Annotated in this window: 23 protein-coding genes; 16 read left to right on the forward strand and 7 right to left on the reverse strand. The window is 70.3% G+C overall.

All coding sequences use genetic code 11. The features are described 5' to 3' along the window. Nucleotides 1-21: 21 nt before the first annotated feature. The 4 genes from ACFZB3_RS12870 to ACFZB3_RS12885 are packed head-to-tail and all read left to right on the forward strand — an operon-like array spanning nucleotide 22 to nucleotide 2042. Entirely contained in the window at nucleotides 22-207 is a 186-nt protein-coding gene (locus ACFZB3_RS12870) for a hypothetical protein (protein WP_391373874.1), read from the forward strand. Then, nucleotides 204-788 (forward strand): pilus assembly protein TadG-related protein, encoded by a 585-nt coding sequence (locus tag ACFZB3_RS12875; RefSeq protein ID WP_391373877.1) that lies wholly within the window; start codon nucleotides 204-206, stop codon nucleotides 786-788. Before ACFZB3_RS12870 ends, ACFZB3_RS12875 begins: the two co-directional genes overlap by 4 nt. Nucleotides 789-823: 35 nt before the next feature. Beyond that, the gene (locus ACFZB3_RS12880; protein ID WP_391373879.1) at nucleotides 824-1405 is read left to right on the forward strand and encodes a hypothetical protein; all 582 of its coding nucleotides are present in this window, start codon (nucleotides 824-826) and stop codon (nucleotides 1403-1405) included. 7 nt (nucleotides 1406-1412) lie between these two features. Further along, nucleotides 1413-2042 carry an OmpA family protein gene (locus ACFZB3_RS12885; RefSeq protein ID WP_391373882.1) on the forward strand — a complete coding sequence of 210 codons (630 nt, stop codon included), beginning with the start codon at nucleotides 1413-1415 and terminating at the stop codon, nucleotides 2040-2042. A gap of 87 nt (nucleotides 2043-2129) precedes the next feature. On the opposite strand, the gene ACFZB3_RS12890 is transcribed toward ACFZB3_RS12885, so the two are convergent. Continuing rightward, entirely contained in the window at nucleotides 2130-2504 is a 375-nt protein-coding gene (locus ACFZB3_RS12890; protein ID WP_391373885.1) for a DUF192 domain-containing protein, read from the reverse strand. Nucleotides 2505-2751: 247 nt separating this feature from the next. Here ACFZB3_RS12890 and ACFZB3_RS12895 point away from each other — a divergent pair, with 247 nt between their 5' ends. The 6 genes from ACFZB3_RS12895 to ACFZB3_RS12920 all read left to right on the forward strand — a co-directional run bounded on the left by ACFZB3_RS12895 (nucleotide 2752) and on the right by ACFZB3_RS12920 (nucleotide 7142). Beyond that, nucleotides 2752-3063, forward strand: coding sequence for a hypothetical protein (locus ACFZB3_RS12895; protein WP_391373888.1), 312 nt, complete (start codon nucleotides 2752-2754; stop codon nucleotides 3061-3063). Further along, the gene (locus tag ACFZB3_RS12900) at nucleotides 3060-4355 is read left to right on the forward strand and encodes a hypothetical protein (protein WP_391373891.1); all 1296 of its coding nucleotides are present in this window, start codon (nucleotides 3060-3062) and stop codon (nucleotides 4353-4355) included. Before ACFZB3_RS12895 ends, ACFZB3_RS12900 begins: the two co-directional genes overlap by 4 nt. After that, nucleotides 4352-4975: a hypothetical protein gene (locus ACFZB3_RS12905; RefSeq protein ID WP_391373894.1), complete on the forward strand. Its 624-nt coding sequence runs from the start codon at nucleotides 4352-4354 to the stop codon at nucleotides 4973-4975. The genes ACFZB3_RS12900 and ACFZB3_RS12905 overlap by 4 nt, the downstream gene beginning before the upstream one ends. Before the next feature lies 1 nt (nucleotide 4976). Next, nucleotides 4977-5633, forward strand: coding sequence for a hypothetical protein (locus ACFZB3_RS12910; protein WP_391373897.1), 657 nt, complete (start codon nucleotides 4977-4979; stop codon nucleotides 5631-5633). A gap of 56 nt (nucleotides 5634-5689) precedes the next feature. Next, nucleotides 5690-6568 carry an LLM class flavin-dependent oxidoreductase gene (locus tag ACFZB3_RS12915; protein ID WP_391373900.1) on the forward strand — a complete coding sequence of 293 codons (879 nt, stop codon included), beginning with the start codon at nucleotides 5690-5692 and terminating at the stop codon, nucleotides 6566-6568. A gap of 94 nt (nucleotides 6569-6662) precedes the next feature. Further along, complete coding sequence (locus ACFZB3_RS12920; RefSeq protein WP_391373903.1) at nucleotides 6663-7142, forward strand: GNAT family N-acetyltransferase; 480 nt, start codon at nucleotides 6663-6665, stop codon at nucleotides 7140-7142. A 30-nt stretch (nucleotides 7143-7172) separates the two neighbouring features. On the opposite strand, the gene ACFZB3_RS12925 is transcribed toward ACFZB3_RS12920, so the two are convergent. After that, nucleotides 7173-7685 (reverse strand): DinB family protein, encoded by a 513-nt coding sequence (locus ACFZB3_RS12925; RefSeq protein WP_391373906.1) that lies wholly within the window; start codon nucleotides 7683-7685, stop codon nucleotides 7173-7175. Between the two features lie 51 nt (nucleotides 7686-7736). Here ACFZB3_RS12925 and ACFZB3_RS12930 point away from each other — a divergent pair, with 51 nt between their 5' ends. The 5 genes from ACFZB3_RS12930 (at nucleotide 7737) to ACFZB3_RS12950 (ending at nucleotide 14816) form a co-directional block, all read left to right on the forward strand. Then, nucleotides 7737-8537 (forward strand): methyltransferase domain-containing protein, encoded by an 801-nt coding sequence (locus ACFZB3_RS12930; RefSeq protein WP_391373909.1) that lies wholly within the window; start codon nucleotides 7737-7739, stop codon nucleotides 8535-8537. 921 nt (nucleotides 8538-9458) lie between these two features. Then, nucleotides 9459-10232, forward strand: a complete 774-nt coding sequence (locus ACFZB3_RS12935; protein WP_391373912.1) for an isoprenyl transferase — start codon at nucleotides 9459-9461, stop codon at nucleotides 10230-10232. A 409-nt stretch (nucleotides 10233-10641) separates the two neighbouring features. Then, complete coding sequence (locus tag ACFZB3_RS12940) at nucleotides 10642-11967, forward strand: PhoH family protein (protein ID WP_391373914.1); 1326 nt, start codon at nucleotides 10642-10644, stop codon at nucleotides 11965-11967. Nucleotides 11968-12393: 426 nt separating this feature from the next. Further along, nucleotides 12394-13080 carry a transglycosylase SLT domain-containing protein gene (locus ACFZB3_RS12945; RefSeq protein WP_391373917.1) on the forward strand — a complete coding sequence of 229 codons (687 nt, stop codon included), beginning with the start codon at nucleotides 12394-12396 and terminating at the stop codon, nucleotides 13078-13080. Nucleotides 13081-13340: 260 nt separating this feature from the next. Then, on the forward strand, nucleotides 13341-14816 hold the full coding sequence (locus ACFZB3_RS12950; RefSeq protein ID WP_391373919.1) for an AI-2E family transporter: 1476 nt from the start codon (nucleotides 13341-13343) through the stop codon (nucleotides 14814-14816). A 24-nt stretch (nucleotides 14817-14840) separates the two neighbouring features. Here the strand turns inward: ACFZB3_RS12950 and ACFZB3_RS12955 are convergent, their stop codons facing one another. Next, nucleotides 14841-15380, reverse strand: coding sequence for a carboxymuconolactone decarboxylase family protein (locus ACFZB3_RS12955; protein WP_391373921.1), 540 nt, complete (start codon nucleotides 15378-15380; stop codon nucleotides 14841-14843). Between the two features lie 4 nt (nucleotides 15381-15384). Then, nucleotides 15385-15936 carry a redoxin domain-containing protein gene (locus ACFZB3_RS12960; RefSeq protein ID WP_391373923.1) on the reverse strand — a complete coding sequence of 184 codons (552 nt, stop codon included), beginning with the start codon at nucleotides 15934-15936 and terminating at the stop codon, nucleotides 15385-15387. A 166-nt stretch (nucleotides 15937-16102) separates the two neighbouring features. Here ACFZB3_RS12960 and ACFZB3_RS12965 point away from each other — a divergent pair, with 166 nt between their 5' ends. Continuing rightward, nucleotides 16103-17068, forward strand: coding sequence for a LysR substrate-binding domain-containing protein (locus tag ACFZB3_RS12965; protein ID WP_391374089.1), 966 nt, complete (start codon nucleotides 16103-16105; stop codon nucleotides 17066-17068). A gap of 15 nt (nucleotides 17069-17083) precedes the next feature. On the opposite strand, the gene ACFZB3_RS12970 is transcribed toward ACFZB3_RS12965, so the two are convergent. Genes ACFZB3_RS12970 through ACFZB3_RS12980 form a run of 3 tightly spaced genes read right to left on the reverse strand, consistent with a single transcriptional unit; the run spans nucleotide 17084 to nucleotide 20639 of the window. Next, complete coding sequence (locus tag ACFZB3_RS12970) at nucleotides 17084-19432, reverse strand: FtsX-like permease family protein (protein WP_391373926.1); 2349 nt, start codon at nucleotides 19430-19432, stop codon at nucleotides 17084-17086. Continuing rightward, a complete protein-coding gene (locus tag ACFZB3_RS12975; protein WP_391373929.1) occupies nucleotides 19429-20118 on the reverse strand; it encodes an ATP-binding cassette domain-containing protein in 690 nt (229 codons plus the stop codon). Before ACFZB3_RS12975 ends, ACFZB3_RS12970 begins: the two co-directional genes overlap by 4 nt. After that, complete coding sequence (locus ACFZB3_RS12980; RefSeq protein WP_391373932.1) at nucleotides 20115-20639, reverse strand: helix-turn-helix transcriptional regulator; 525 nt, start codon at nucleotides 20637-20639, stop codon at nucleotides 20115-20117. Before ACFZB3_RS12980 ends, ACFZB3_RS12975 begins: the two co-directional genes overlap by 4 nt. Nucleotides 20640-20806: the final 167 nt, after the last annotated feature.

Consider the following 20806-nt stretch of genomic DNA (forward strand, 5'->3'; position numbering starts at 1 on the left):
CCGAACCCGGAGGGGAGCACCATGAGCAACCTGATGCTGAGGATGCTTGTCGCAATGCAGCGCCGTGCCGACGACCGGGGGCAGACCGCGGTCGAATACCTGGGGATCATCGCGGTGGTGGTTGTGATCGTACTGGCGGTCACGGGTACCAGCATCGGAAACGCGATTTTGACGGGCATTTTGAATCAAATCAACAAAATCAAGTGACATCCGTCCGCCGTTATGGCGACTCTGGGCAGGCCTTCCCTATCTACATCACGGTAGTGGGAGGCCTGCTCTTTCTCGCGTTCGCGTACTTTGCGGTCGGCCAGGCCGCGGTGAACCGGAATGGCGCCCAGACGGCGGCGGACGCGGCGGCCCTCGCCGCGGCCATGAACACGCGCGACGAGCTTGCGGACCAGTGGGTGCAGGACGTGCTCGACCCGACCAAGTGGCAGGACATCTTCGACGGCAACGTGGACGTCGCGGACTCCTGCTGGCGCGCCGCCCAGCTGGCGTCCCAGAACGATGCGACGGCACAGTGCACGTCCGAACCGCCACTGAGCTACAAGGTCGACGCCGAGACGAACAAGACCGTGGGCGACACCGTCGTTCCAGGCACCGAGAACATGAAGTCGACGGCACACGCCACGGCCGTGATAGAGCCGCTCTGCACATTCACGCTCACCGGCGGTGACAGTGTCCTGCCCGAACTCACCTGCAGGGACCGGAACTGGGAGCTGGACCCCGGCGATCTCACCGATCTCCCGGGACCCGAGGACCTCTTCGACGTCCATCTGGCCGACTGACAAGCGAATCGACGAGTGAAGAAGGAAGCGGAGCGATGAGCATTCGGTTCACTGCGAAGGCTCGCAGGGGGATGGTCGCACTGGCTGTCACCGCCGGCCTGGCTCTCGGAGCGGCCGGATGCGGTGGCGGCGACGGTGGCGACAAGAAGCCCGGCGCGTCGGCATCCGCCTCCCCGAGTGGCGGATCCCAGCCGAGCGCGCAGGAGGGGCAGTCTGCGGCACCCCTCGCCGAACTCAACGGCCCTTCCGGCCTGATCCTTCAAGTGACCTCAGCCATCCGGGACTCGGGCGGCTTCCTCACCGTCAACGCGAACCTGAAGAACGACGGTTCCCAGTCGGTCGTGGTCCCCGTGGCCCTTCGGGGTGACGAGACGGAAATCGTGCAGCACGGTACCTCGTTCGGTGGCGCCACCCTCGTGGACTCCAAGGGGAAGAAGCGGTACTACGTGTTGCGGGACACCGACGGCCGCCCGCTCACCACCACCGATCTGTCCTCGATCGACGCCGGTCAGAGCATCCCCGTCTTCATGCAGTTCCCCGCCCCGCCGGCCGACACCACCGAAGTCACCCTCCAACTCCCCACCTTCTCCAGCGGCACCATCAAGATCTCCGGGTGAGGCCGAAGTGACCACTCCACGCCTCCCCCTGACCCTGGGCGCCGCGACGCTCCTCCTCGTCACGAACCTCTACGGCGCGACGAGCGCCCGTGCCGACGGCGGTGACCCGAGCACCCCTCCGGGCACGGAACCCTCCGCCACCGCCCCCGTGAAGATCGACCCGACCGACCCCGACCTGAAGCTCCCCGAGGGAGCCACCCTCGCCGAACCCAAGGTCCTGGACATCAAGTCGGTCGTGGAGGACCAGAGCGGTGACGAACGGCGCGAGGACACCAACGCCGACGTGACGTTCGCCCTCCAGGCCGAGGTGCTGTTCAGCAAGGACAGCGCGAAGCTGAGCGAGGCGGCGAAGGCGCGGATCGGGGCGATCGCGGACGAGATCAGGAAGCAGAACCCGACCCAGGTCCGCGTCTTCGGCTTCACCGACAACCTGGGCACGTCGGCGCACGGAGACGTCCTCTCCCGCCAACGTGCCAACGCCGTACAGGGCGTCCTGGACCAGGACCTGAACGACCCGAACATCACCTTCGACGTACGCGGCTACGGCGAGCAGTACCCGATCGCGGACAACTCCACGGAGGAGGGAAGGAAGAAGAACCGCCGGGTGGAGGTCACGTTCCCGCGGACCGGTTCCTGAAGACCTTCCAGAGCACGGCAACGAACTTCCGCCGTTCCTCGCTCCGGGCTGCCCGCGTACGCCACCGTTCCCCCACCCGTACGCCCGTCATCCCGCCCGCGCCTCCTCGACACTCACCCTCGCCCCCACCTCCACACCCCATCCCGCCATCGCCCCGGCCTCCGCCTCCAGCACATGCCGGGAACGCAGACGGGGCAGACCGAGACGGCCCGGAGGCATCGTGCGCACGGCGATGACGTTCAGACGGCGATCCAGGTAGGCGACGTCGATCGGCATCCGCATCCGGAAGGTGTGGATCCCGTTGGCGGGGGAGAGCAGGATCGCACCGTCAAGCCCGTCACGCCCCAGCAACCCCCTGGTGCGCGCACGATAGGACGTGGCGATCTCCAGCGGAACGACGGCCTCCCGGCCTCCGTCCCCGTGTACGAGCAACGTCCCCCGGCCGTCCCGCCAGCGCCCCACACCCGACCCCTTCCATGGCTTCACCGCAGGTGCTCGCACCGACCGTATCCACAACGCGGGCGTCAGGCAGTGTCCGAGCCTGAATCTGTGTCACCCGAGCCCGTGGAGATCGTTGAGTGGGGCAAGAGACCTCTAGCCCCATCCGGAGTCCCCCAGTGAACCGCCCTGCCCGGCTCCCCTCGGCCGCGCTCACCGCCTCGGCGGCGCGGCTGCCGGCCGTCCCCAGCTCCTTCGGCGAGGTGTGCACATGGCTGACCGGCTGAAGATCGACGGCTCCGAACTGGACAGGTTCTTCAGAGATCTGCAGAAGGCGCAGGAGTCGTTCACCGCCTTGCAGGAGGCGTTGCGTGCCCCGGGTGCCGACGGCCTCGGTACGGACGACCTGGACAAGGCCTGTGACCGGTTCCAGGAGGAGTGGCGTTACGGGGCGAAGGAGATCGCCGAGCAGATCGGGGAGCTCACGGACGTCACGAAGAAGGCGAAGGACGACTTCCAGGAAGTGGACTTGGCGCTGGAAAAGGCTCTGGAGAAGGCGCGGCGCAGGGGAGGGGGCAGGTGACCGCCGCCAGTTCCTACCCTCATCTCGGCTTCGACCCGGTGCCCGGCAGCTCCGACCTGGTGCGGGACGTCCACCGCAAGCTGTCCGACTGCGCCAAGGAGATGGAGAGGGCGCACTCCAAGGTCACGAAGCTGATGAACGGCAGCTACTGGGAGGGAGACGCCGCTGTCGCCTTCCGTGCGCAGCTGGAGGGCGGCCCGCTGCCGCTCAATCTGAAGAACGGTGCCCACTCCGTCGACAAGGCGGCGAGGCAACTAGATCTCTGGGGCATGGAACTGGAGGAGTTCCAGCGGCGCGCGAAGAAGCTCGACGGCGAGGCCAAGGATGCCCGTGAGGCGTTGCAGCGGGCCCGGGGGCACGCGGACGAGGCCGAGCGGACCGCAGGCAAGGGCGACTCGGCCCTGCACCATGCGAACAACAGGCTCACGGCGGCGCAGGGAGACCTGGACGACGTGCTGAAGCGCGCCCGCGCCCTCGCCGGCGAGCACGAGGAGACTGCGCGCAGGCGAGCCCGGCACATCAGCGACGCCACGTACCGGCTGGCGCCGCACGAGCCGAACGCGTGGGACAGGTTCACCGACTGGCTGGGCGACAACCTCCCCGACGTCCTCAGCGCGTGCGCCGCCGTGCTGGGCGTGATCGCACTGCTGGGCCTCACGGCCGTCGCCCCCTGGATGCTGTTCCTGGCGGCGGGCCTGCTCAGCGGAGCGGCCTTCGGCCTGCGGGTCGGCGACCCGGAAGTCCTGTCATCGCTGGAGGACGGCTTCACCAAGGGCGAACTGGACGTCGACTTCTGGGGCAACCTGCTGGGGGTCGCAGGGGACTTCCTGGGGATGCTGCCGGGGTTGGGGGCGGTGGCCAAGGGGGCCATGAAGGCCCCCGAACTCCTTGCCGCCACAGCTGGACCGGTCGGTGAGGCCGAGGGCGTATTGACTCTCGGGCAGAAGATCGCCCAGGCCGGAGCCAGGGCGGGGACCTCGGTCAGGACACTCGGCGTCTCGATCCGGACAGAAGCTGCGGCGGCCGAGGGGGCTGTGAGCCTTCTGTCCCATCCCCGCGTGATCGGTGGACGGTTGGCGCCGATCGTCGAAAAGGTCGACAGACCTGCGACGCTCCTGGGGGCCGGTACGGCTGTCTACGGCGTCGTGAGCAGCCTTGCCGACGCCCTGGACAGCGGCACGGCCAAGACAGTCACCAACGTCCTGGACGGACCGAGAACCCTGGGCGTCGACGTTCCGGCGACAGCGGGCGCGCTCCACTTCCTGCTGCGCGGTGCGGGAGAAGCGTCATGAGCGCCGCTTACATGATTGACGACTCGGCCCGGCGCGAGGACGCCGATGTCTGGTTCGCGTTGCCCTCGGGATTCGTACCCCTTCCGCTCCACGAGTTGGCGGCGGCAGCGCGTGACGCGGCACAGGCGGAAGGTCCGCTCATCGGTCTCGGTCCGGTGCTCCGACTGGCCCAACTGCTTCTGGAGGCGGGCGCGGTGCACTGCTGCCTCGGTCTCCACGCGGACGACGAGGGAGGCGGCGGACCGTTACTGTCTCTCTTCACGCTTGCCCGGCGGGATACCTACTGGGCGCCGCGCAGTGTCCTCGCCGGCCGGGCGGCCGCCGGTGTCGAAGGGGCCGAGCACATCGAAACGCTGGACCTGCCGTGCGGTCCGGCCTCGCTCGTCCAGACACGTCTGCGGGAGCCGGCCGAGCTGGGACTCGGCGCTCCGAACGGACTGCTCCAGGTCACGGCATACGTACCGTGCCTCGACGGCCGACGCATCGCGATCCTCTCACTGGCCACGGCTGCGGTCGAGCACGCCGAGCACTACCGCGATCTGCTCCGGGACATCGCCGGCACGGTCAGTTTCGAAGACCCGCTTCCGGAATTGTCCGACGACGTAACCGACGAGGACTGACATGCTTCCCACGCACCACCCCACGGCCTGGGATGACCCGGCGACCCGTCGCGCCTGGGCAAAGCTGGCCACCTGTGCGATCTTGGGGCAGATCCTGTGGCCCGCCGCGTGGCTGGGGCTGCTGGCCTGGTACGTCAGCTCGTCGATGACCTGGATGCTGTGGCTCTTCTTCGGCCCCTTGCTCTACTCGTTCTACCGGGCGTTTCTCCAGCCGTCCTACATCTCCTGGGCCTTCCACGCACGACGGTTGCTGCGCACCTATCCCTGGCAGGTGTTCGACGAGCCGGAGAGCGGGATCGGGCAGGTCCCAGGAGCTACCGCCGGGGACGTCTGGCTGAGCTTCCCCAACCCGGAACACCCGGACGAGAGGCTGCCGATGATCCTGAAGGTGCATGTTCGGTCCAGGTGGTGGAGGCGGCGTCTCGGACGCGGCTACAGCACCGAGAGGGCCAAGCAGATCAGGGAGGTGTGGTTCGCCGGCGACCCCCGCTTCGCCGCAGTCATCGCGGCTCCGGGGCCGTGTCGCTTCTACGTGGTCCAGCAGCGCCCGATGAACAAGCGGGGCGTCGCCGACCCCCGTGGCGCAGGTCCGGCCGCCCTCGAACGCGCCCGCCGTGCCGGAGTACGGCTGCCGGACCCGGACTCGATGACCGGGTGAACGATCCGGTGGCTGACGGAGTTGTCGCGGCCCCGGCCCCGGGTAGTACCTCCCCCATGACCTCACTCGGCGCAGTCTTCCGCCCCCAGCTTCCCCCCGAGCGCCTGCGGGACGTGGTTCGTGTTGCTGAGGGGGTGGGGCTTGAGGAGTTGTGGTTGTGGGAGGACTGTTTTCGGGAGGGTGGGATCAGCGCGGCCGCGGCCGCGCTCGCGTGGTCGGAGCGGGTGCGGGTCGGGGTCGGGCTGCTGCCGGTGCCCTTGCGGAACGTCGCGGTCACCGCGATGGAGGTCGCCGCGCTGGACCGGATGTTCCCGGGGCGCGCGATCGTCGGCGTCGGGCACGGTGTGCAGGACTGGATGGGCCAGGTCGGCGCCCGCGCCGAGTCCCCGCTGACCCTGTTGCGCGAGCATCTCGACGCCCTGCGCGCGCTGTTGCGCGGGGAACGGGTCACGGTGGACGGGCGGTACGTCCGGCTCGACGACGTCGCGCTCGACTGGCCGCCCGCCGGCCCCGTCGAGATTCTCGCCGGCGCCGAAGGTCCCCGTACCCTCCGCCTGTCCGGTGCCGCCGCCGACGGGACCGTGCTCACCGCCGCCACCTCGCCCGACGGGGTGCGCCGGGCCCTGCGGCTCGTCGAGGAGGGGCGGCTGGCCGCGGGACGCGGCGTGGCGGAGCCGCACCGGGTCGTCGTGTACCTGCTGACCGCCACCGGGGCCGACGCCCCCGCCCGGCTCCGTGCCGAACTCGCCGCGGAGGGGCTGGAGTCCGTCCCCGGCCTCGGTGTCGCCGGCGACGCGGGCGCCGTCGCCAAGGCCGTGCAGCGGCTCGTGGAGGCCGGCGCCGACACCGTCGTCCTCCAGCCGACGGCGGACGAAACCGACCCCGAGGGGTTCGTGCGGTTCACCGCGGAGGAGGTCCGGCCGCTGGTGCCCTAGGGCTTGTCCGGCCGGCAACGCACCCCGAGTCGGGCCGGCGGGCCCCGGTGCCGGGCGCCCGGCGTTGTCAGTGGCGGGTGCCACACTCGCCGGTATGACGACCAACGACGTTCGGCTGAGGTCCGTACAGGACGACGATCTGGAAACCTTCCTCGCGTACGAGCATGACGCGGAGGCCGTCCGGCGGTCGAGGTTCACGCCTCGGCCGCGGGAGGCCTTTCTGCGGCACTGGAGGGAGCGGGTGCTCGGGGATCCCAGCGGGCTGGTGCGGACCGTCGTCGTGGACGGGGAGGTCGCGGGGAACATCGTCGCCTGGTGGGACGGCGAGCGCCGGTTCACCGGCTACTGGCTCGGGCGGGCCTACTGGGGGAGAGGCGTCGGCAGCCGTGCCCTCGCGCTCTTCCTCCGGGAGGAGACCGTACGGCCCCTGTTCGCCGACCCCTTCGCCGAGAACACCGCCTCCGTACGGCTGCTGGAGAAGAACGGCTTCGTGCCGTACGAGGACGCGGCGCACCCCGTGGACGAGGGGTACGTGCTGCTGGTCCTGCGCGACCGCGCCACGGGGGCACCTTGACGCCCTCGCGACGCGCCGCCCACGGCCCCGTCACGCCGTACCCGTGACGGGCGGATGGTCGCCCGTCGCCCCGTCGATCAGCTCCCGCACGATGTCCATGTGCCCGGCGTGCCGCGCCGTCTCCTCGATCATGTGGACGAGGACCCAGCGCAGCGAGACCGAATGGTCCCGCCAGTCGGGGCGGCCCGGCGCGTCCAGCGGGTGTCCGGCGATCACCGCGTCGGCCGCGGCGCGCGCACGGCCGTAGAAGTCGGTGATCTGCCGGGTGGTCTCGCCCGGGCCGACGGACAGGTCGTCGTCGGTGTAGGGGTCGAACCACAGCGGCTCGACCTCGCCGCCGAAGGCCGAGACGAACCAGCCGTACTCCACCGATGCCAGATGCTTCACCAGCCCCAGCAGGTTCGTCCCCGACGGCGTCATCGGGCGCCGCAGCTGTTCGTCGTCCAGGCCCTGCAGTTTCCACAGGACCGCGTCCCGGTGCCGGTCCAGGCTCGCGTGCAGGATGTCCTTCTCGCCGGCGGTGTACGTGCTGTCGGTCGTCATGGCGGGAGAAATTAGCAGCGGGCACCGACAGTGCGCTGCGATGCTGCGGCCATGGCAGCGCAGCGGACGCACCGCACCTTCGAGGACCTGGTCGCCGAGGGCGACGCCGTGCCGACCGAGGGGTGGGACTTCTCCTGGTTCGAGGGGCGGGCCACCGAGGCGCGCCCCTCCTGGGGATACGCCCGTGCGGCCGGCGGGCGGCTGGCCCGGGCCACGGCGGCGCTCGACATCCAGACCGGCGGCGGCGAGGTGTTCGACTTCGCCCTCGGCACGGCGGCCCCGGACCGGCCCCGGCTGCTCGCCGCCACCGAGGGCTGGCCGCCGAACGTCCCGAAGGCGAGCGCGCTGCTGGGCGCGCGCGGTGCGGTGGTCGTCGCCTCGCCCGAGGACGCTCCGCTGCCGTTCGCCGACGAGACCTTCGACCTGGTGCTCAGCAGGCACCCGGTGCGGGCCGACTGGGCCGAGATCGCGCGTGTGCTGCGGCCGGGCGGCACGTACTTCGCCCAGCACGTCGGGCCCGCCAGCGTCTTCGAGCTCGTCGAGTTCTTCCTCGGCCCGCAGTCGGAGGCCGGCCGGGCGGGCCGGCACCCCGACGGCGAGCGCGCGGCGGCGGAGGCGGCCGGGCTGGAGGTCGTCGGTCTGCGGGCGGAGCGGCTGCGGATGGAGTTCCACGACATCGCGGCCGTCGTGCACTTCCTGCGGAAGGTCGTGTGGATGGTCCCGGGCTTCACGGTCGAGGCGTACGAGCCCCAACTCCGCGCCCTGCACGAGCGGATCGAGACGGAGGGGTCCTTCGTCGCGCACAGCTCGCGGCACCTCTTCGACGCCCGTAGACCGGCGCCGCGGCCGTGATCCACCGGCCTTGGAATGCCAGGCGGCGAAGAATGGCCAAGAACCGCCGTCCGGGCTCGCGGACGGCGCCGCGACCGGGAGGAGAGCGAAACGATCAGGGTGGTGCATTGTGGGGCATTGACGATCTATGGCGCCAACTCGCTCCATAGGTCATGGATCTGTGCATAGGTGAAGGTGGCACCCGTTTGTTCATCTCTCATTTTCACAGCGTTCTCACATCGTTACCTCATTCGCTTCGTATCACCCGATTGGGTCACGTAAGTTCAGACCAAGGCAATTCGCGTGAGCAAAGCTGCGCGGGCGGTACCGCGCAGAGGAGGGGGCTGCGCGGTGCCGTATCGCCCCACTCGCTCCCGTCAAGCCGTCGTTCGCACCCGGGGTAGCCCGTCGGGGGGACGGGTGAACAACTCGCCGAGGCATCCACAAGACGGCTCAAACCCTCTTGATCTCCCCGTAAGCGGCTACTTTTCCTGGGATTCCGCTGTGAATCGGCCATGCGGGACCCTCGAATCCAGCGTTTCGGGCCCACCGGGGCGTCGCCGGACGACTCCGGAGAGTAGTTGATGCGCGCTGATGCACGCAGCATCACTTACGAAGGGTTATGGTGGAAGCCCCCCCTCGGGCCGGTCCGTCTCCCCCCCACGGACCGGCCCGTTTTTTCACCCACTTTTCAATCGGCCCCGGGGCCGCGCCCGCGAAGGGCCGCGAAGGTCTGCGCGACCAGCCACAACCGGCCCGCGGCCGCACGGCGACCGGAACCCCCGCCGCACGGGGCGCCCTCCCTGCCGCATCCTCCTCAACTCCCCGCGGGGTAGGCTTCGGCCCGCGGACTCCCGCATCCCCAAGCACGCGGACTCCACGCGGACTCCACTCCGACTCCACGCGGACTCCCGCATCCGAATCACGAGGGGCGGACTTCAAGTGAACCTGCGCGACAAGCTGCGCGGCCTGCTCGTCAGGCTCTACGCACGCCGGGTGGAAGGCCACCTGGACCACGCTCAGGTGCCCAAGCACATCGGCGTCATCATGGACGGCAATCGGCGCTGGGCGAAGGCCGCGGGCTCCAGCACGGTGCACGGTCACCGCGCCGGCGCGGAGAAGATCGAGGAGTTCCTCGGCTGGTGCTCCGAGACCGACGTCGAGGTCGTCACCCTCTGGCTGCTGTCGACCGACAACTTCGACCGCGCCAAGGAGGAACTGGTCCCGCTCCTCGGCATCATCGAGGACGTCGTCCGCACCCTCGCCGCCGACGGCCGCTGGCGCGTCCACCACGTCGGCACGCCCGACCTGCTGCCCTCCCCGATGCAGACCGCGCTGAAGGAGGCCGAGGAGGCCACCGCGCACGTCGACGGAATACTGGTGAACGTCGCCATCGGCTACGGCGGCCGCCAGGAGATCGCCGACGCCGTCCGCTCGATGATCCTGGACGCCCACGACAAGGGTGTCGCGATGGAGGACCTCGCCGACTCCGTCACCGTGGACGCGATCGGCCGTCACCTCTATACCGGCGACCAGCCCGACCCGGACCTGGTGATCCGCACCAGCGGCGAGCAGCGGCTGTCCGGATTCATGCTCTGGCAGACCGCCCACGCCGAGTACTACTTCTGCGAGGTCTTCTGGCCCGCGTTCCGCAAGGTCGACTTCCTGCGCGCCATGCGCGACTACGCGGCCCGGCACCGCCGCTACGGCGGGTGACGTCTTCGTGACGGCGGACGTCAACACGGCATACGACCCCCACCGCCGCCGCCACGCTGGATAACCCCGTCGTCACGGTGGATGACCCCACCCCGCCCATGAGGCGTAAATCACCCATATCGGGGCGCGAGTAACACGGAGTTCACTTTCCCGTCGTCGCGGACCGTGGCATGGTGTCGCATGTTCGAGGGCATAAGCCATGCAGGTCGATGTCCGAACCACGGGCATCGGTTCTCAGTGGGCGGCTCGGGGCCGCCCGCCCGGGAGGCCCTTTGCACCAGCCCGACCGTGCGGTCACGGCACGGAAGAAGCAGCGGGGGGCCGGTTTTCGGCCCGTGCAAGGCGGCCGTCAACCGGTCCAGCTCGCCTTCGTCGCTCCCCGACCTCATCCGAGGGGGTACGTCCTTCCGTGGTGACCAGCACAACGCGCCGCAAGTCCGACCGGCGCACCTATGTTCTCGACACCAGCGTCCTGCTGGCCGACCCGAACGCCATGGCCCGCTTCGAGGAGCACGAGGTAGTGCTCCCGATCGTCGTGGTCACGGAACTGGAGGCCAAGCGGCACCATCCCGAACTCGGTTACTTCGCCCGGCAGGCGCTGCGCCTGCTCGACGACTACCGGGTCCGGCACGGCCGCCTCGATGCCCCCATCCCGATCGGCGAACTCGGCGGCACCATCCGTGTCGAGCTCAACCACTCGGACCCCAGCGTGCTGCCGAGCGGCTACCGCCTGGGGGACAACGACTCCCGCATCCTCGCGGTGGCCCGCAACCTGCAGGCCGAGGGGTACGACGTCACCGTCGTCTCGAAGGACCTCCCGCTCAGGATCAAGGCGTCGTCGGTCGGTCTCCTCGCCGAGGAGTACCGCGCCGAACTCGCCATCACGGACTCCTCCGGCTGGACCGGAATGTCCGAACTGACCCTGCCCGGCGAACAGGTGGACATCCTCTTCGAGGAAGGGCACGTGTACGTCCCGGAGGCCTCCGGCCTCCCCGTGCACACCGGCCTGACGATCCAGTCGGAGCGCGGCAAGGCGCTCGGCCGGGTGACCGCGGAGGGCAACATCCGTCTGGTGCGCGGCGACCGCGAGGCGTTCGGCATCAAGGGCCGCAGCGCCGAGCAGCGCATCGCGCTCGACCTGCTGCTCGACCCGGACGTCGGGATCGTGTCGATGGGCGGCCGGGCCGGCACCGGCAAGAGCGCGCTGGCGCTGTGCGCGGGCCTGGAGGCGGTCCTGGAGCGCCGCCAGCACCAGAAGGTGATGGTCTTCCGTCCGCTGTACGCGGTCGGCGGCCAGGAACTGGGCTATCTGCCGGGCTCCGAGGCGGAGAAGATGAGCCCCTGGGCGCAGGCGGTCTTCGACACCCTGTCGGCGGTCACCAGCCGCGAGGTCATCGAGGAGGTCACCGCCCGCGGGATGCTGGAGGTGCTGCCGCTCACCCACATCCGCGGCCGCTCCCTGCACGACGCGTTCGTGATCGTGGACGAGGCCCAGTCGCTGGAACGGAACGTCCTGCTGACCGTTCTGTCCCGGATCGGCGCGAATTCGCGGGTCGTTCTGACCCATGATGTGGCGCAAAGGGACAATCTGCGGGTCGGGCGTTACGACGGTGTGGTCGCCGTCGTGGAGAAGCTGAAGGGGCATCCGCTTTTCGCGCATGTCACCCTCACCCGGTCCGAGAGGTCCCAGATCGCCGCCCTTGTGACCGAAATGCTGGAGGACGGGCACATCTGAACCATCTGAACCCTGTGTCCAACTTGAGCTGATGGCCCACCCGTTGGCGCCGTCCGGCAAAGGCCCCGAGCCTAGCCGGGCGGCGTCTTCGCGTGTGGCGGTTTCCTGAAATCCCCTGGGAGAAACCGGATGTGAGCTTTCACACGCAACTCTGAATTGCCACCCGGCGTCGGGTTACGGCAGAGTCTCACTCCTGTCAGGCCCCGCATACGACACACCCGTACCCCCAGCGGTACGGAACAACAGAAGCATCACTGCTAATTCCATAGCGACGTCGTATGCCGCCCGAGCACCACGCGGCGCTCCCTCCGGGGGGTTGCCCACCGGGCCCGTGTCTCCCGTGACCCAGTAGTGAGGAGACCAGTGCCAGGGGCACGATTGCGTCCGCCAGGGTCACCGAAGCGGGCGATGCTGGAAGGAAACCGTGTGAGCCGGATCTCGGTCCGGGGATTCGCAGTGGCCTCGGCCACCGCGGTCACCGCCGTCGGAAGCGTCGTGGGTGTGGCCTCGGGCAGTGTTGCCCAGCCGAACAACGACGCCGAGGCTACGGCAGCCGACACCACGCTCCTCGCCGACCTGCCCGCGGGGCAGCAGGCCCAGGTGCAGACCGCGTCCCTGACGCAGCAGGCCGACGCCGTGGCGATCCAGGCGGACGCGTCCGCCAAGAAGGACGCCGAGCAGGCGGCCCGGGTGGCCGCGGCCAAGACCGCCGAGGCCAAGAAGGCCGAAGCGGAGAAGGCTGCCAAGGAGGCCAAGGAGCGCGCCGAGGCGAAGACCACGGCCAGCCGTTCCGCCTCCAGCTTCCCGGTCCAGAGCTCGTACACTGTGGCGCAGATCCAGGCGATGGCGCAGCAGATGGTGGCCAGCGGCCAGTACCAGTGCTTCAGCAACATCGTGGACCACGAGTCCAGCTGGAACTACCAGGCGGTCAACGCCTCCTCCGGCGCCTACGGTCTCTTCCAGGCCCTGCCCGGCTCCAAGATGTCCTCCGTGGGCGCCGACTGGCAGACCAACCCGGCCACGCAGATCAAGTGGGGCCTCAACTACATGAACTCCCGGTACGGCAGCCCTTGTGAGGCCTGGTCGTTCTGGCAGGCGAACCACTGGTACTAGGCGCTCCGCTGCGGTGCGGCCGACAAACATCGGTTGCGGTTCGATGTCGGCCGCGGGCCGCCTGTGGCTGGTCGCGCAGTTCCTCCCCCAGCCTTCGGCCGGGGGTACCCCAGCGCCCCTAAAAGCATAAAAAAGAGGGCGCGTTGCAGCGAACCTCTCTCAACCTTCCACAGCCCCTCCCCGTCCTAGGGGGAGGGGCTGTTGCCCTGTACGGTCGTTGCGGACGACTCCAGGGGGGAGTGGTGGGGAGAGGGCGGATCATGTCGCGCGTGCCTGAGTGGCTCGGCCGTATCGGGGCCGGACTGACCGAGATGGGCGAGCGGTTGGACGAGCGCCAGGCCGAGGTGGAGCGGGAGCACACCGAGCCGGCGCCGCCCGCTCCGGCCGTGTCCGTTCCGGCGCCCACCCCGGCGCCTGCTCCGGTGCCCGCCCCGGCCCCGCTGCCGCAGGCCTCCGCGCCCGTCCGGAAGCCGGTACCGCGTCCCGACCCGGTGACGGCCATCCCCTGGGGCGTACGGGTCGCCGCGGAGGCCGGCTGGCGGCTGCTGGTGCTGGCCGGCGCGGTCTGGATCCTGATGCGGGTCATCAGCTCCGTGCAACTGGTCGTGTTCGCCTTCGTCGTCGCCCTGCTCATCACCGCCCTGCTCCAGCCCACCGTCGCCCGGCTGCGCCGCTACGGTGTGCCGCGCGGCCCCGCCACCGCGCTCACCGCCATCTCCGGCTTCGTGGTGATCGGCCTGATGGGCTGGTTCGTGACCTGGCAGGTCATGGAGAACATCGACACGCTCTCCGACCAGATCCAGAACGGCATCGACGACCTGCGCAACTGGCTGCTGAAGAGCCCCTTCCACGTCACCGACAAACAGATCAACCAGATCGCCAAGAACCTCCGCGAGGCGATCGGCGCCAACACCGACCAGATCACGTCGTTCGGCCTGGAGGGCGTCCAGGTCGTCGTGGAGGCGCTGACCGGTCTCCTGCTGGTCTTCTTCTCCACGCTCTTCCTGCTCTACGACGGCGACCGCATCTGGCGGTGGTTCCTCAAGCTGGTCCCCGCCGCCGCCCGCGAGGGCGTGGCCGGCGCCGGCCCGCGCGCCTGGCGCACCCTCACCGCCTACGTCCGGGGCACGGTCCTGGTCGCCCTCATCGACGCCATCTTCATCGGCATCGGCATCTACTTCCTGGACGTCCCGATGGCCGTCCCGCTGGCCGTCTTCATCTTCCTGTTCTCGTTCATCCCGCTGGTGGGTGCCGTCGCCTCCGGCGCGCTGGCGGTGATCGTGGCGCTGGTCACCCAGGGCGTCTTCACCGCGGTCATGACCCTGGCCGTCGTCCTCGCGGTCCAGCAGATCGAGGGCCACATCCTGCAGCCGTTCATCCTGGGCCGGGCGGTCCGCGTCCACCCGCTCGCCGTGGTCCTCTCGGTCACGGCCGGCAGCCTGGTGGCGGGCCTGGGCGGCGCGGTGGTGGCCGTACCGCTGGTGGCGGTGACGAACACGGTGGTCAGCTACCTGCACCACTACTCGCGCGAGCGGTACGCGGGCACCGAGCCCGAGGACGGCGACGAGGCGTCGGCATCGGCCGGTCCCGCGCCCGAGGACGGCGACGAGACCCGGTCTTCAGCCCGTCTGGGGGTACCCCCTCCGGGGGAGTTCGAGGACGAGGCCGTTCAGGCCGAAGGGGGGTCCGGGGGCGCAGCCCCCAGGGATGCGGAAGACCCCGCGCACCAGAGGTGAGCGGGGTCCACAGGGCGACGGTGCCTACTCGAACTCGGCCAGCACGGCTTCGGCCTCCAGGGTGGAGCCGACCGCCTGGACCACCGACGCGATCTTGAACGCCTCCTGGATCACCTCACGGTCCACTCCGGCCTTGCGGAGCACCTGCTCGTGGGAGTCCAGGCACATCCCGCAGCCGTTGACCGCGGACACCGCGAACGACCACAGCTCGAAGTCGACCTTGTCGACCCCGGGGTTGCCGATGACGTTCATCCGCAGACCGGCGCGCAGGGTGCCGTACTCGTGGTCGGAGAGCAGGTGGCGGGTGCGGTAGAAGACGTTGTTCATCGCCATCACCGCGGCCGCGGCCTTCGCCGCCGTGTACGCCTCGGGCGTGAGGTTCGCCTTCGCCTCCGGCGCCAGCTCGCGCAGCACGATCGGGGAGCGGGCGGCGACGGCGGTCGCCAGGACCGTGCCCCACAGCTGCTGCGCCGGCAGCTCCGAGTTGCCGATGACCGAACCCAGGTTGAGCTTCAGGTCCTTGGCGTAGTCCGGGACACGGGACTTGAGGGAGTCCAGGGACACGGGGTCACTCACCCGCCAGGAGCGCGACCGGGTCGAGGGTGTCCTCGCCCCTGGTCCAGTTGCACGGGCACAGTTCGTCGGTCTGCAGGGCGTCCAGGACCCGCAGGACCTCCTTGGGGTTGCGGCCCACCGAGCCCGCGGTCACCATGGAGAACTGGATCTCGTTGTTCTGGTCCACGATGAACACCGCGCGCTTGGCGAAGCCGTCCTCGCCCTCGATGCCGAGGTCGCGCATCAGCTCGTGCCTGGAGTCGGCCATCATCGGGAACGGCAGCTCGCGCAGGTCGTCGTGGTCCTTGCGCCAGGCGTGGTGGACGAACTCGGAGTCACCGGAGAAGCCGAGGACCTGCGCGTCGCGGTCGGCGAACTCCTCGTTCAGCTTGCCGAACGCGGCGATCTCGGTGGGGCACACGAAGGTGAAGTCCTTGGGCCACGCGAAGACCACCTTCCAACCCTGGTAGGTCTTGTGGGTGATCGTCTCGAACTCCCGGCCCTTCTCCAGCGAGACGCAGGCGGTCAGTTCGAACTCGGGGAACTTGTCACCGACAGTGAGCACACGCTCTCCTTGCAGCGCGGAGCTACCCCGGATCGCGGGGCCTGCTCCGATGGGTTGGACGCCGCCGATGGTGGCACAAGGTGCATTGATTCCTGAAATAGCTACACTCGGTCGAGTTGATCGGAGGTGGCTATTAGTGGCTCTGGGTAATCCCCTGGGGAACGGTATCGGCGTCGGGGCCGGTGGTGTCGGGGGCAAGCGGCGGCAGCCCAGTCTCGCGCAACTGCGGGCGTTCGCCGCCGTCGCCGAGCACCTGCACTTCCGGGACGCGGCGGCCGCGATAGGCATGAGCCAGCCCGCGCTGTCGGGAGCCGTCGCGGCGCTGGAGGAGACGCTCGGCGTCACGCTGCTCGAACGGACCACCCGCAAGGTGCTGCTGTCGCCCGCCGGCGAGCGGCTCGCCGTACGGGCGAGGGCGGTGCTGGACGAGGTGCAGGCGCTGCTCGCGGAGGCCGAGGCGGTGCGGGCGCCGTTCACCGGCGCGCTGCGGCTCGGGGTGATCCCCACCGTCGCGCCGTATCTGCTGCCCACGGTCCTCGGACTGGTCCACGACCGCTACCCGGACCTCGACCTCCAGGTCCACGAGGAGCAGACCGCCAGCCTCCTGGACGGGCTCGCCGCCGGCCGCCTCGACCTGCTGCTGCTCGCGGTCCCCCTGGGCATCCCCGGGGTCGTCGAACTCCCCCTGTTCGACGAGGACTTCGTACTCGTCACGCCGCTCGGGCATCCGCTCGGCGGCCGTACCGGCATCGCCCGCGAGGCGCTGAAGGAGCTGCACCTGCTGCTCCTGGACGAGGGGCACTGCCTGCGCGACCAGGCACTGGACATCTGCCGGGAGGCGGGGCGGAAGGACGTCGCGGTGACCACCACGGCCGCCGGGCTCGCCACCCTCGTCCAGCTGGTCGCCGGCGGGCTCGGCTGCACCCTGCTGCCGCACACCGCCGTCAAGGTCGAGACCAGCCGCAGCGAGCAGCTCCTGACCGGCTCCTTCGCGGAGCCCGCGCCGAGCCGCCGGGTCGCCCTCGCGATGCGCGCGGGGGCAGCGCGCGGCGCCGAGTACCGGGAGCTGGCGGCCGCGTTGCGCGAGGCGCTGCGGCCGCTGCCCGTCCGGGTGCTCGGCGCCGGTTCCTGACTCCTGCCGTGCGGCCTACTCGGTGCGCAGGCCGTCCGGGCGCATCAGCCGCAGCAGGGGCGGCAGGCTGAGCAGGGTCACCGCCAGGACGACCACCGCGCCGAAGCCGGTCATCGCCAGCACGCCCGGCCAGTCCACGCGCACCGTGGAGCCGACCATCTTCAGCAGCACCGTGCCGAGCGTCAGCCCCACCACGCCGGCCAGCACCAGGCCGAGTCCGACCGGGATCGCCGTCTGCCACAGCACCGACAGGCTCAGCGTGCGGCGCCGGGTGCCGAAGGCGACCAGGGCCGACAGCAGCTTCTTGCGCTCGCGCAGCTGCTCCAGCTGGCCGACCAGCAGACTCGCGCCGATCAGCGCCAGCACGGCGGCCGCGCCGACGAACAGCCCGGTGCGGATGGAGTCGAACTGACCGCTTCGCTCGAACCGGGTCAGCGCGTCCGCGTGCATCAGCGGGTCGATCCGGACCGCGGTGTTGATCACGTACTCGTTGACGTCGCGGACGCCGGAGTCGACGGACAGGTAGACCACGCCCTGCACCGCCGTGTCGGCACCCGCCGGCAGCGCGCCCGGGGTGATCAGGAGGCCGCCGCGCTCGTAGCCGGTGGGGTCCTCACGCGTCCGGGCCTGCTTCAGCCCCGCCGGGACCTCCCAGCGGCTGGTGGAGCCTTCGGAGCCGTCGCTGTACGAGGGGTTGAGGTACAGCGTCCGGCCGTGCTTCTCCCCGGCCGCCAGCAGCTTCGCGGTCTCGGAGTCGCTGTCGGACCCCTTCAGCACGAAGGCGTCGCCGTCGTGGCAGGACGGCAGGGTGGCGACCTCCCGCAGCGAGGCACAGCTGCCCACGCTCACCTGGGCGGTCTGGCTCGGGTCCTTCTTCAGGTCGCCGACCTGGCCGTCGGCGATCGAGACCACCTTCCGCACGCCCTTGGTGGCGGCCATCGCCCGGGCGACCTGGGGCACCGGGACACCGTTCGGCACCTGGACCGACATCTGCGCGCGGTTGAGGTCGTTGGCGGTCGCCTTGGTGTAGTCGGCCTCGACGCCGCTGAAGACCATCTGGAGCGCGATCGCACCGGCCACCGCCACCGCGATGCCGTTGACCATGCGGGCCGCCGTACCGCTGCTCAACTGCAGCCGCCGAACCGCCAGTTGCCAGGCCACCGCGCCCCGGCCGAGGCGCCCGACGACCGTCTCCACGACCCACGGCAGCAGCGCCGTGATGCCGACCAGGAGCAGCAGGACGCCGCCGGTCACCAGGTACTGGTTGAAGTCGCCGTCACCGCGGCCCTGCCCGATCATCGGGTAGAGCGCCGCCAGACCGGCCACCGGGAGCAGCAGCCGCCACCACAGCCGGCGGCGCGCGGGCTTCGCCGTACGCACCACGCCGAGCGGCTCGATGACCACCCCGCGCAGGGCGAACAGGGTCACCAGCACGGCCGCCGCCGGGACGGCGACCGCCACCAGCAGCGCCAGCACGGGGGAGGGGTTGAGGTAGCTGGGGAACACGCTGGTGCCGAACACGTCGACGTTGCCCGCGAGCTGCCGGCCGACGAGGAAGAAGCCGGCGCCGAGGACCAGTCCCAGCAGCGCGCCCGCCATCGCCTCGCCGGCCGCGATCCGCCGGACCATCCGGCCGTCGGAGCCGACCAGCCGCAGCGCGGCCAGCCGCCGGTCGCGGCGCTCGCCGCCGAAGCGGACGGCGGCCGCGACGAACACGGCGACCGGCATCAGCAGCACCACGAACACCAGGAGGACCAGCAGGGTGAGGACCGGGTCGGACGCCTCGTCCGGGGACCGGGGGCTGCCGAAGTGGTCGATCCGGGCCACGTCCGGCGGGTGGATGTGGGCGGCGAGATCGGCGGAGCCCGCGTAGTAGGCGAGTTCCTGCGAGCCGGTCAGTCCGCTCTCCGCGATGGTGGCGGTGATCCGGTACGGCAGCCGGGCCCGCAGCAGGGCCCCGTCGGGGGAGTCGAGCAGCCGCTTCAGCGCGGGCGAGACGGCCATCTCGCCCGGTGCCGGGTACCCGGTGAGCCCGGGCGGCACCGGCGCCTTCGCGCCCTCCCGCTGGATCATCCGGCCGCGGATGTCGCTGCCGCGGTAGGGCGTGTCGATGTCCGCGATGACGAACGTCTTCTCGCCGGCCTTCTTGGGCTGGCCGAAGACGTACGTGTAGTCCGCCCGCGCCACGTCACGCTGGTGGCGCACGGCCAGCGCGTTCGGGACGGCCGTGGTGAGCAGCAGCAGCGCCACCCCCAGGCCCACGCCCACCGCCGTCATCGCGGCCCGGAACCAGCCCTCGCGGCCGCCCCCGAAAGCGAACCGGACCCCCATGGCCAGATCCCTCGCCCACTGCCGGACGTTCATACCGCGCGCTCCATGTCCCGGGACTTCCCGTCCCGTACGACGATCTCGCGGTCGGAGTAGGCGGCCACCCGCGCCTCGTGGGTGACGAGGACGACGGCCGCGTTGGTGGAGCGGGCGGCGTCGGTCAGCAGCTCCATCACCCGTTCGCCGTTGAGCGAGTCGAGCGCGCCGGTCGGCTCGTCCGCGAACAGCACCCGGGGACCGGTCACCAGCGAGCGGGCCACCGCGACCCGCTGGCCCTGGCCGCCGGAGACCTCGCCGGGCCGCTTCTTCGCGAGGTCGTCGACCTCCAGCTTCTCCATCCAGCCCAGCGCGGCCCGGTGGGCCTCCTTGCGGGAGGTGCCGTTCAGCCGCAGCGGCAGCGCGACGTTCTCCACGCAGGTCAGCTCGGGCACCAGCTGGCCGAACTGGAAGACGAACCCGAACTCGCTGCGCCGCAGCGCGCTGCGCTCGGTGTCGCTCATGGTGGCCATCTCGCGCCCGGCGTAGACGATCGAGCCCGAGTCGGGCGGCACGATGCCGGCGAGACAGTGCAGCAGGGTCGACTTCCCGGAGCCGGACGGCCCCATCACGGCGACGACCTCGCCCGGGTGTATGGAGAACTCGGCCCCGTCGAGGGCGACGGTCGGGCCGTACGCCTTGCGGAGCCTGTCGGCCGTGAGCAGCGAACCGGCGGGGGCGTTCACTCGGCCACCTCCGCACGGAGCTTGTCGAGCCGGGCCGCGGTCAGTTCCAGCCAGCGCAGGTCCGCCTCCAGGTGGAACAGGGCGTGGTCGCAGACGAGCTGGTCCGCGAGGTCGCCGTGGCGCTTGCGGTCGGTGAGGATGCGCATGCTGCGCAGGTGCTCGGAGCGCTGGCTGTCGAGGATGTCGCCGGCGTTCCGGTGCGTGAGCAGCGCGAGCACGACCTTGGTGTACAGGGTCGACTGGAGGTATTCCTCCGGCTTCTCGGGGGTCGCCAGCCACTGCTCGACGTCGGTGACCCCGGCGTCGGTGATGGCGTACCGCTTCCGCTCGGGTCCGCCGCCGGCCTCGATGCCGTCGACTTCCACGAGCCCGTTCTTCAGCAGCCGGGACATCGTCGAATAGACCTGGCCGTAGTGGAGCGGCCGGTCGTGACCGAACTTCTCGTCGAAGGCCCGCTTCAGGTCGTAACCATGGCGCGGGCCGGACTCCAGGAGCCCCAGGAGGGTGTGACCGATGGACATGGAGAGGACTCTACACACGGTGTATACGCCGCGTGTATACGCGCCGTGTACAGATCATGGCCCGCTGTGCCGACCCGCAGGTGGGGGCCGATTGTCACGGTTCTGCGACAGGCGATGTCACAGCGGCGGGGGCCGTCCCGTCTCCGGTCCGGGAGCGGATCTCCCAC

The organism is Streptomyces sp. NPDC008092 (assembly GCF_042957285.1).
Classification (GTDB): Bacteria; Actinomycetota; Actinomycetes; order Streptomycetales; family Streptomycetaceae; genus Streptomyces.

What these genes read in the sequence shown, in the direction of transcription:
- ACFZB3_RS12870 (WP_391373874.1), top strand. Translation starts at nt 22, where the DNA reads ATGAGCAACCTGATGCTGAGGATGCTTGTCGCAATGCAGCGCCGTGCC.
- ACFZB3_RS12880 (WP_391373879.1), top strand. Translation starts at nt 824, where the DNA reads ATGAGCATTCGGTTCACTGCGAAGGCTCGCAGGGGGATGGTCGCACTG.
- ACFZB3_RS12895 (WP_391373888.1), top strand. Translation starts at nt 2,752, where the DNA reads ATGGCTGACCGGCTGAAGATCGACGGCTCCGAACTGGACAGGTTCTTC.
- ACFZB3_RS12905 (WP_391373894.1), top strand. Translation starts at nt 4,352, where the DNA reads ATGAGCGCCGCTTACATGATTGACGACTCGGCCCGGCGCGAGGACGCC.
- ACFZB3_RS12910 (WP_391373897.1), top strand. Translation starts at nt 4,977, where the DNA reads ATGCTTCCCACGCACCACCCCACGGCCTGGGATGACCCGGCGACCCGT.
- ACFZB3_RS12915 (WP_391373900.1), top strand. Translation starts at nt 5,690, where the DNA reads ATGACCTCACTCGGCGCAGTCTTCCGCCCCCAGCTTCCCCCCGAGCGC.
- ACFZB3_RS12920 (WP_391373903.1), top strand. Translation starts at nt 6,663, where the DNA reads ATGACGACCAACGACGTTCGGCTGAGGTCCGTACAGGACGACGATCTG.
- ACFZB3_RS12925 (WP_391373906.1), bottom strand. Translation starts at nt 7,685, where the DNA reads ATGACGACCGACAGCACGTACACCGCCGGCGAGAAGGACATCCTGCAC.
- ACFZB3_RS12930 (WP_391373909.1), top strand. Translation starts at nt 7,737, where the DNA reads ATGGCAGCGCAGCGGACGCACCGCACCTTCGAGGACCTGGTCGCCGAG.
- ACFZB3_RS12950 (WP_391373919.1), top strand. Translation starts at nt 13,341, where the DNA reads ATGTCGCGCGTGCCTGAGTGGCTCGGCCGTATCGGGGCCGGACTGACC.
- ACFZB3_RS12970 (WP_391373926.1), bottom strand. Translation starts at nt 19,432, where the DNA reads ATGAACGTCCGGCAGTGGGCGAGGGATCTGGCCATGGGGGTCCGGTTC.
- ACFZB3_RS12980 (WP_391373932.1), bottom strand. Translation starts at nt 20,639, where the DNA reads ATGTCCATCGGTCACACCCTCCTGGGGCTCCTGGAGTCCGGCCCGCGC.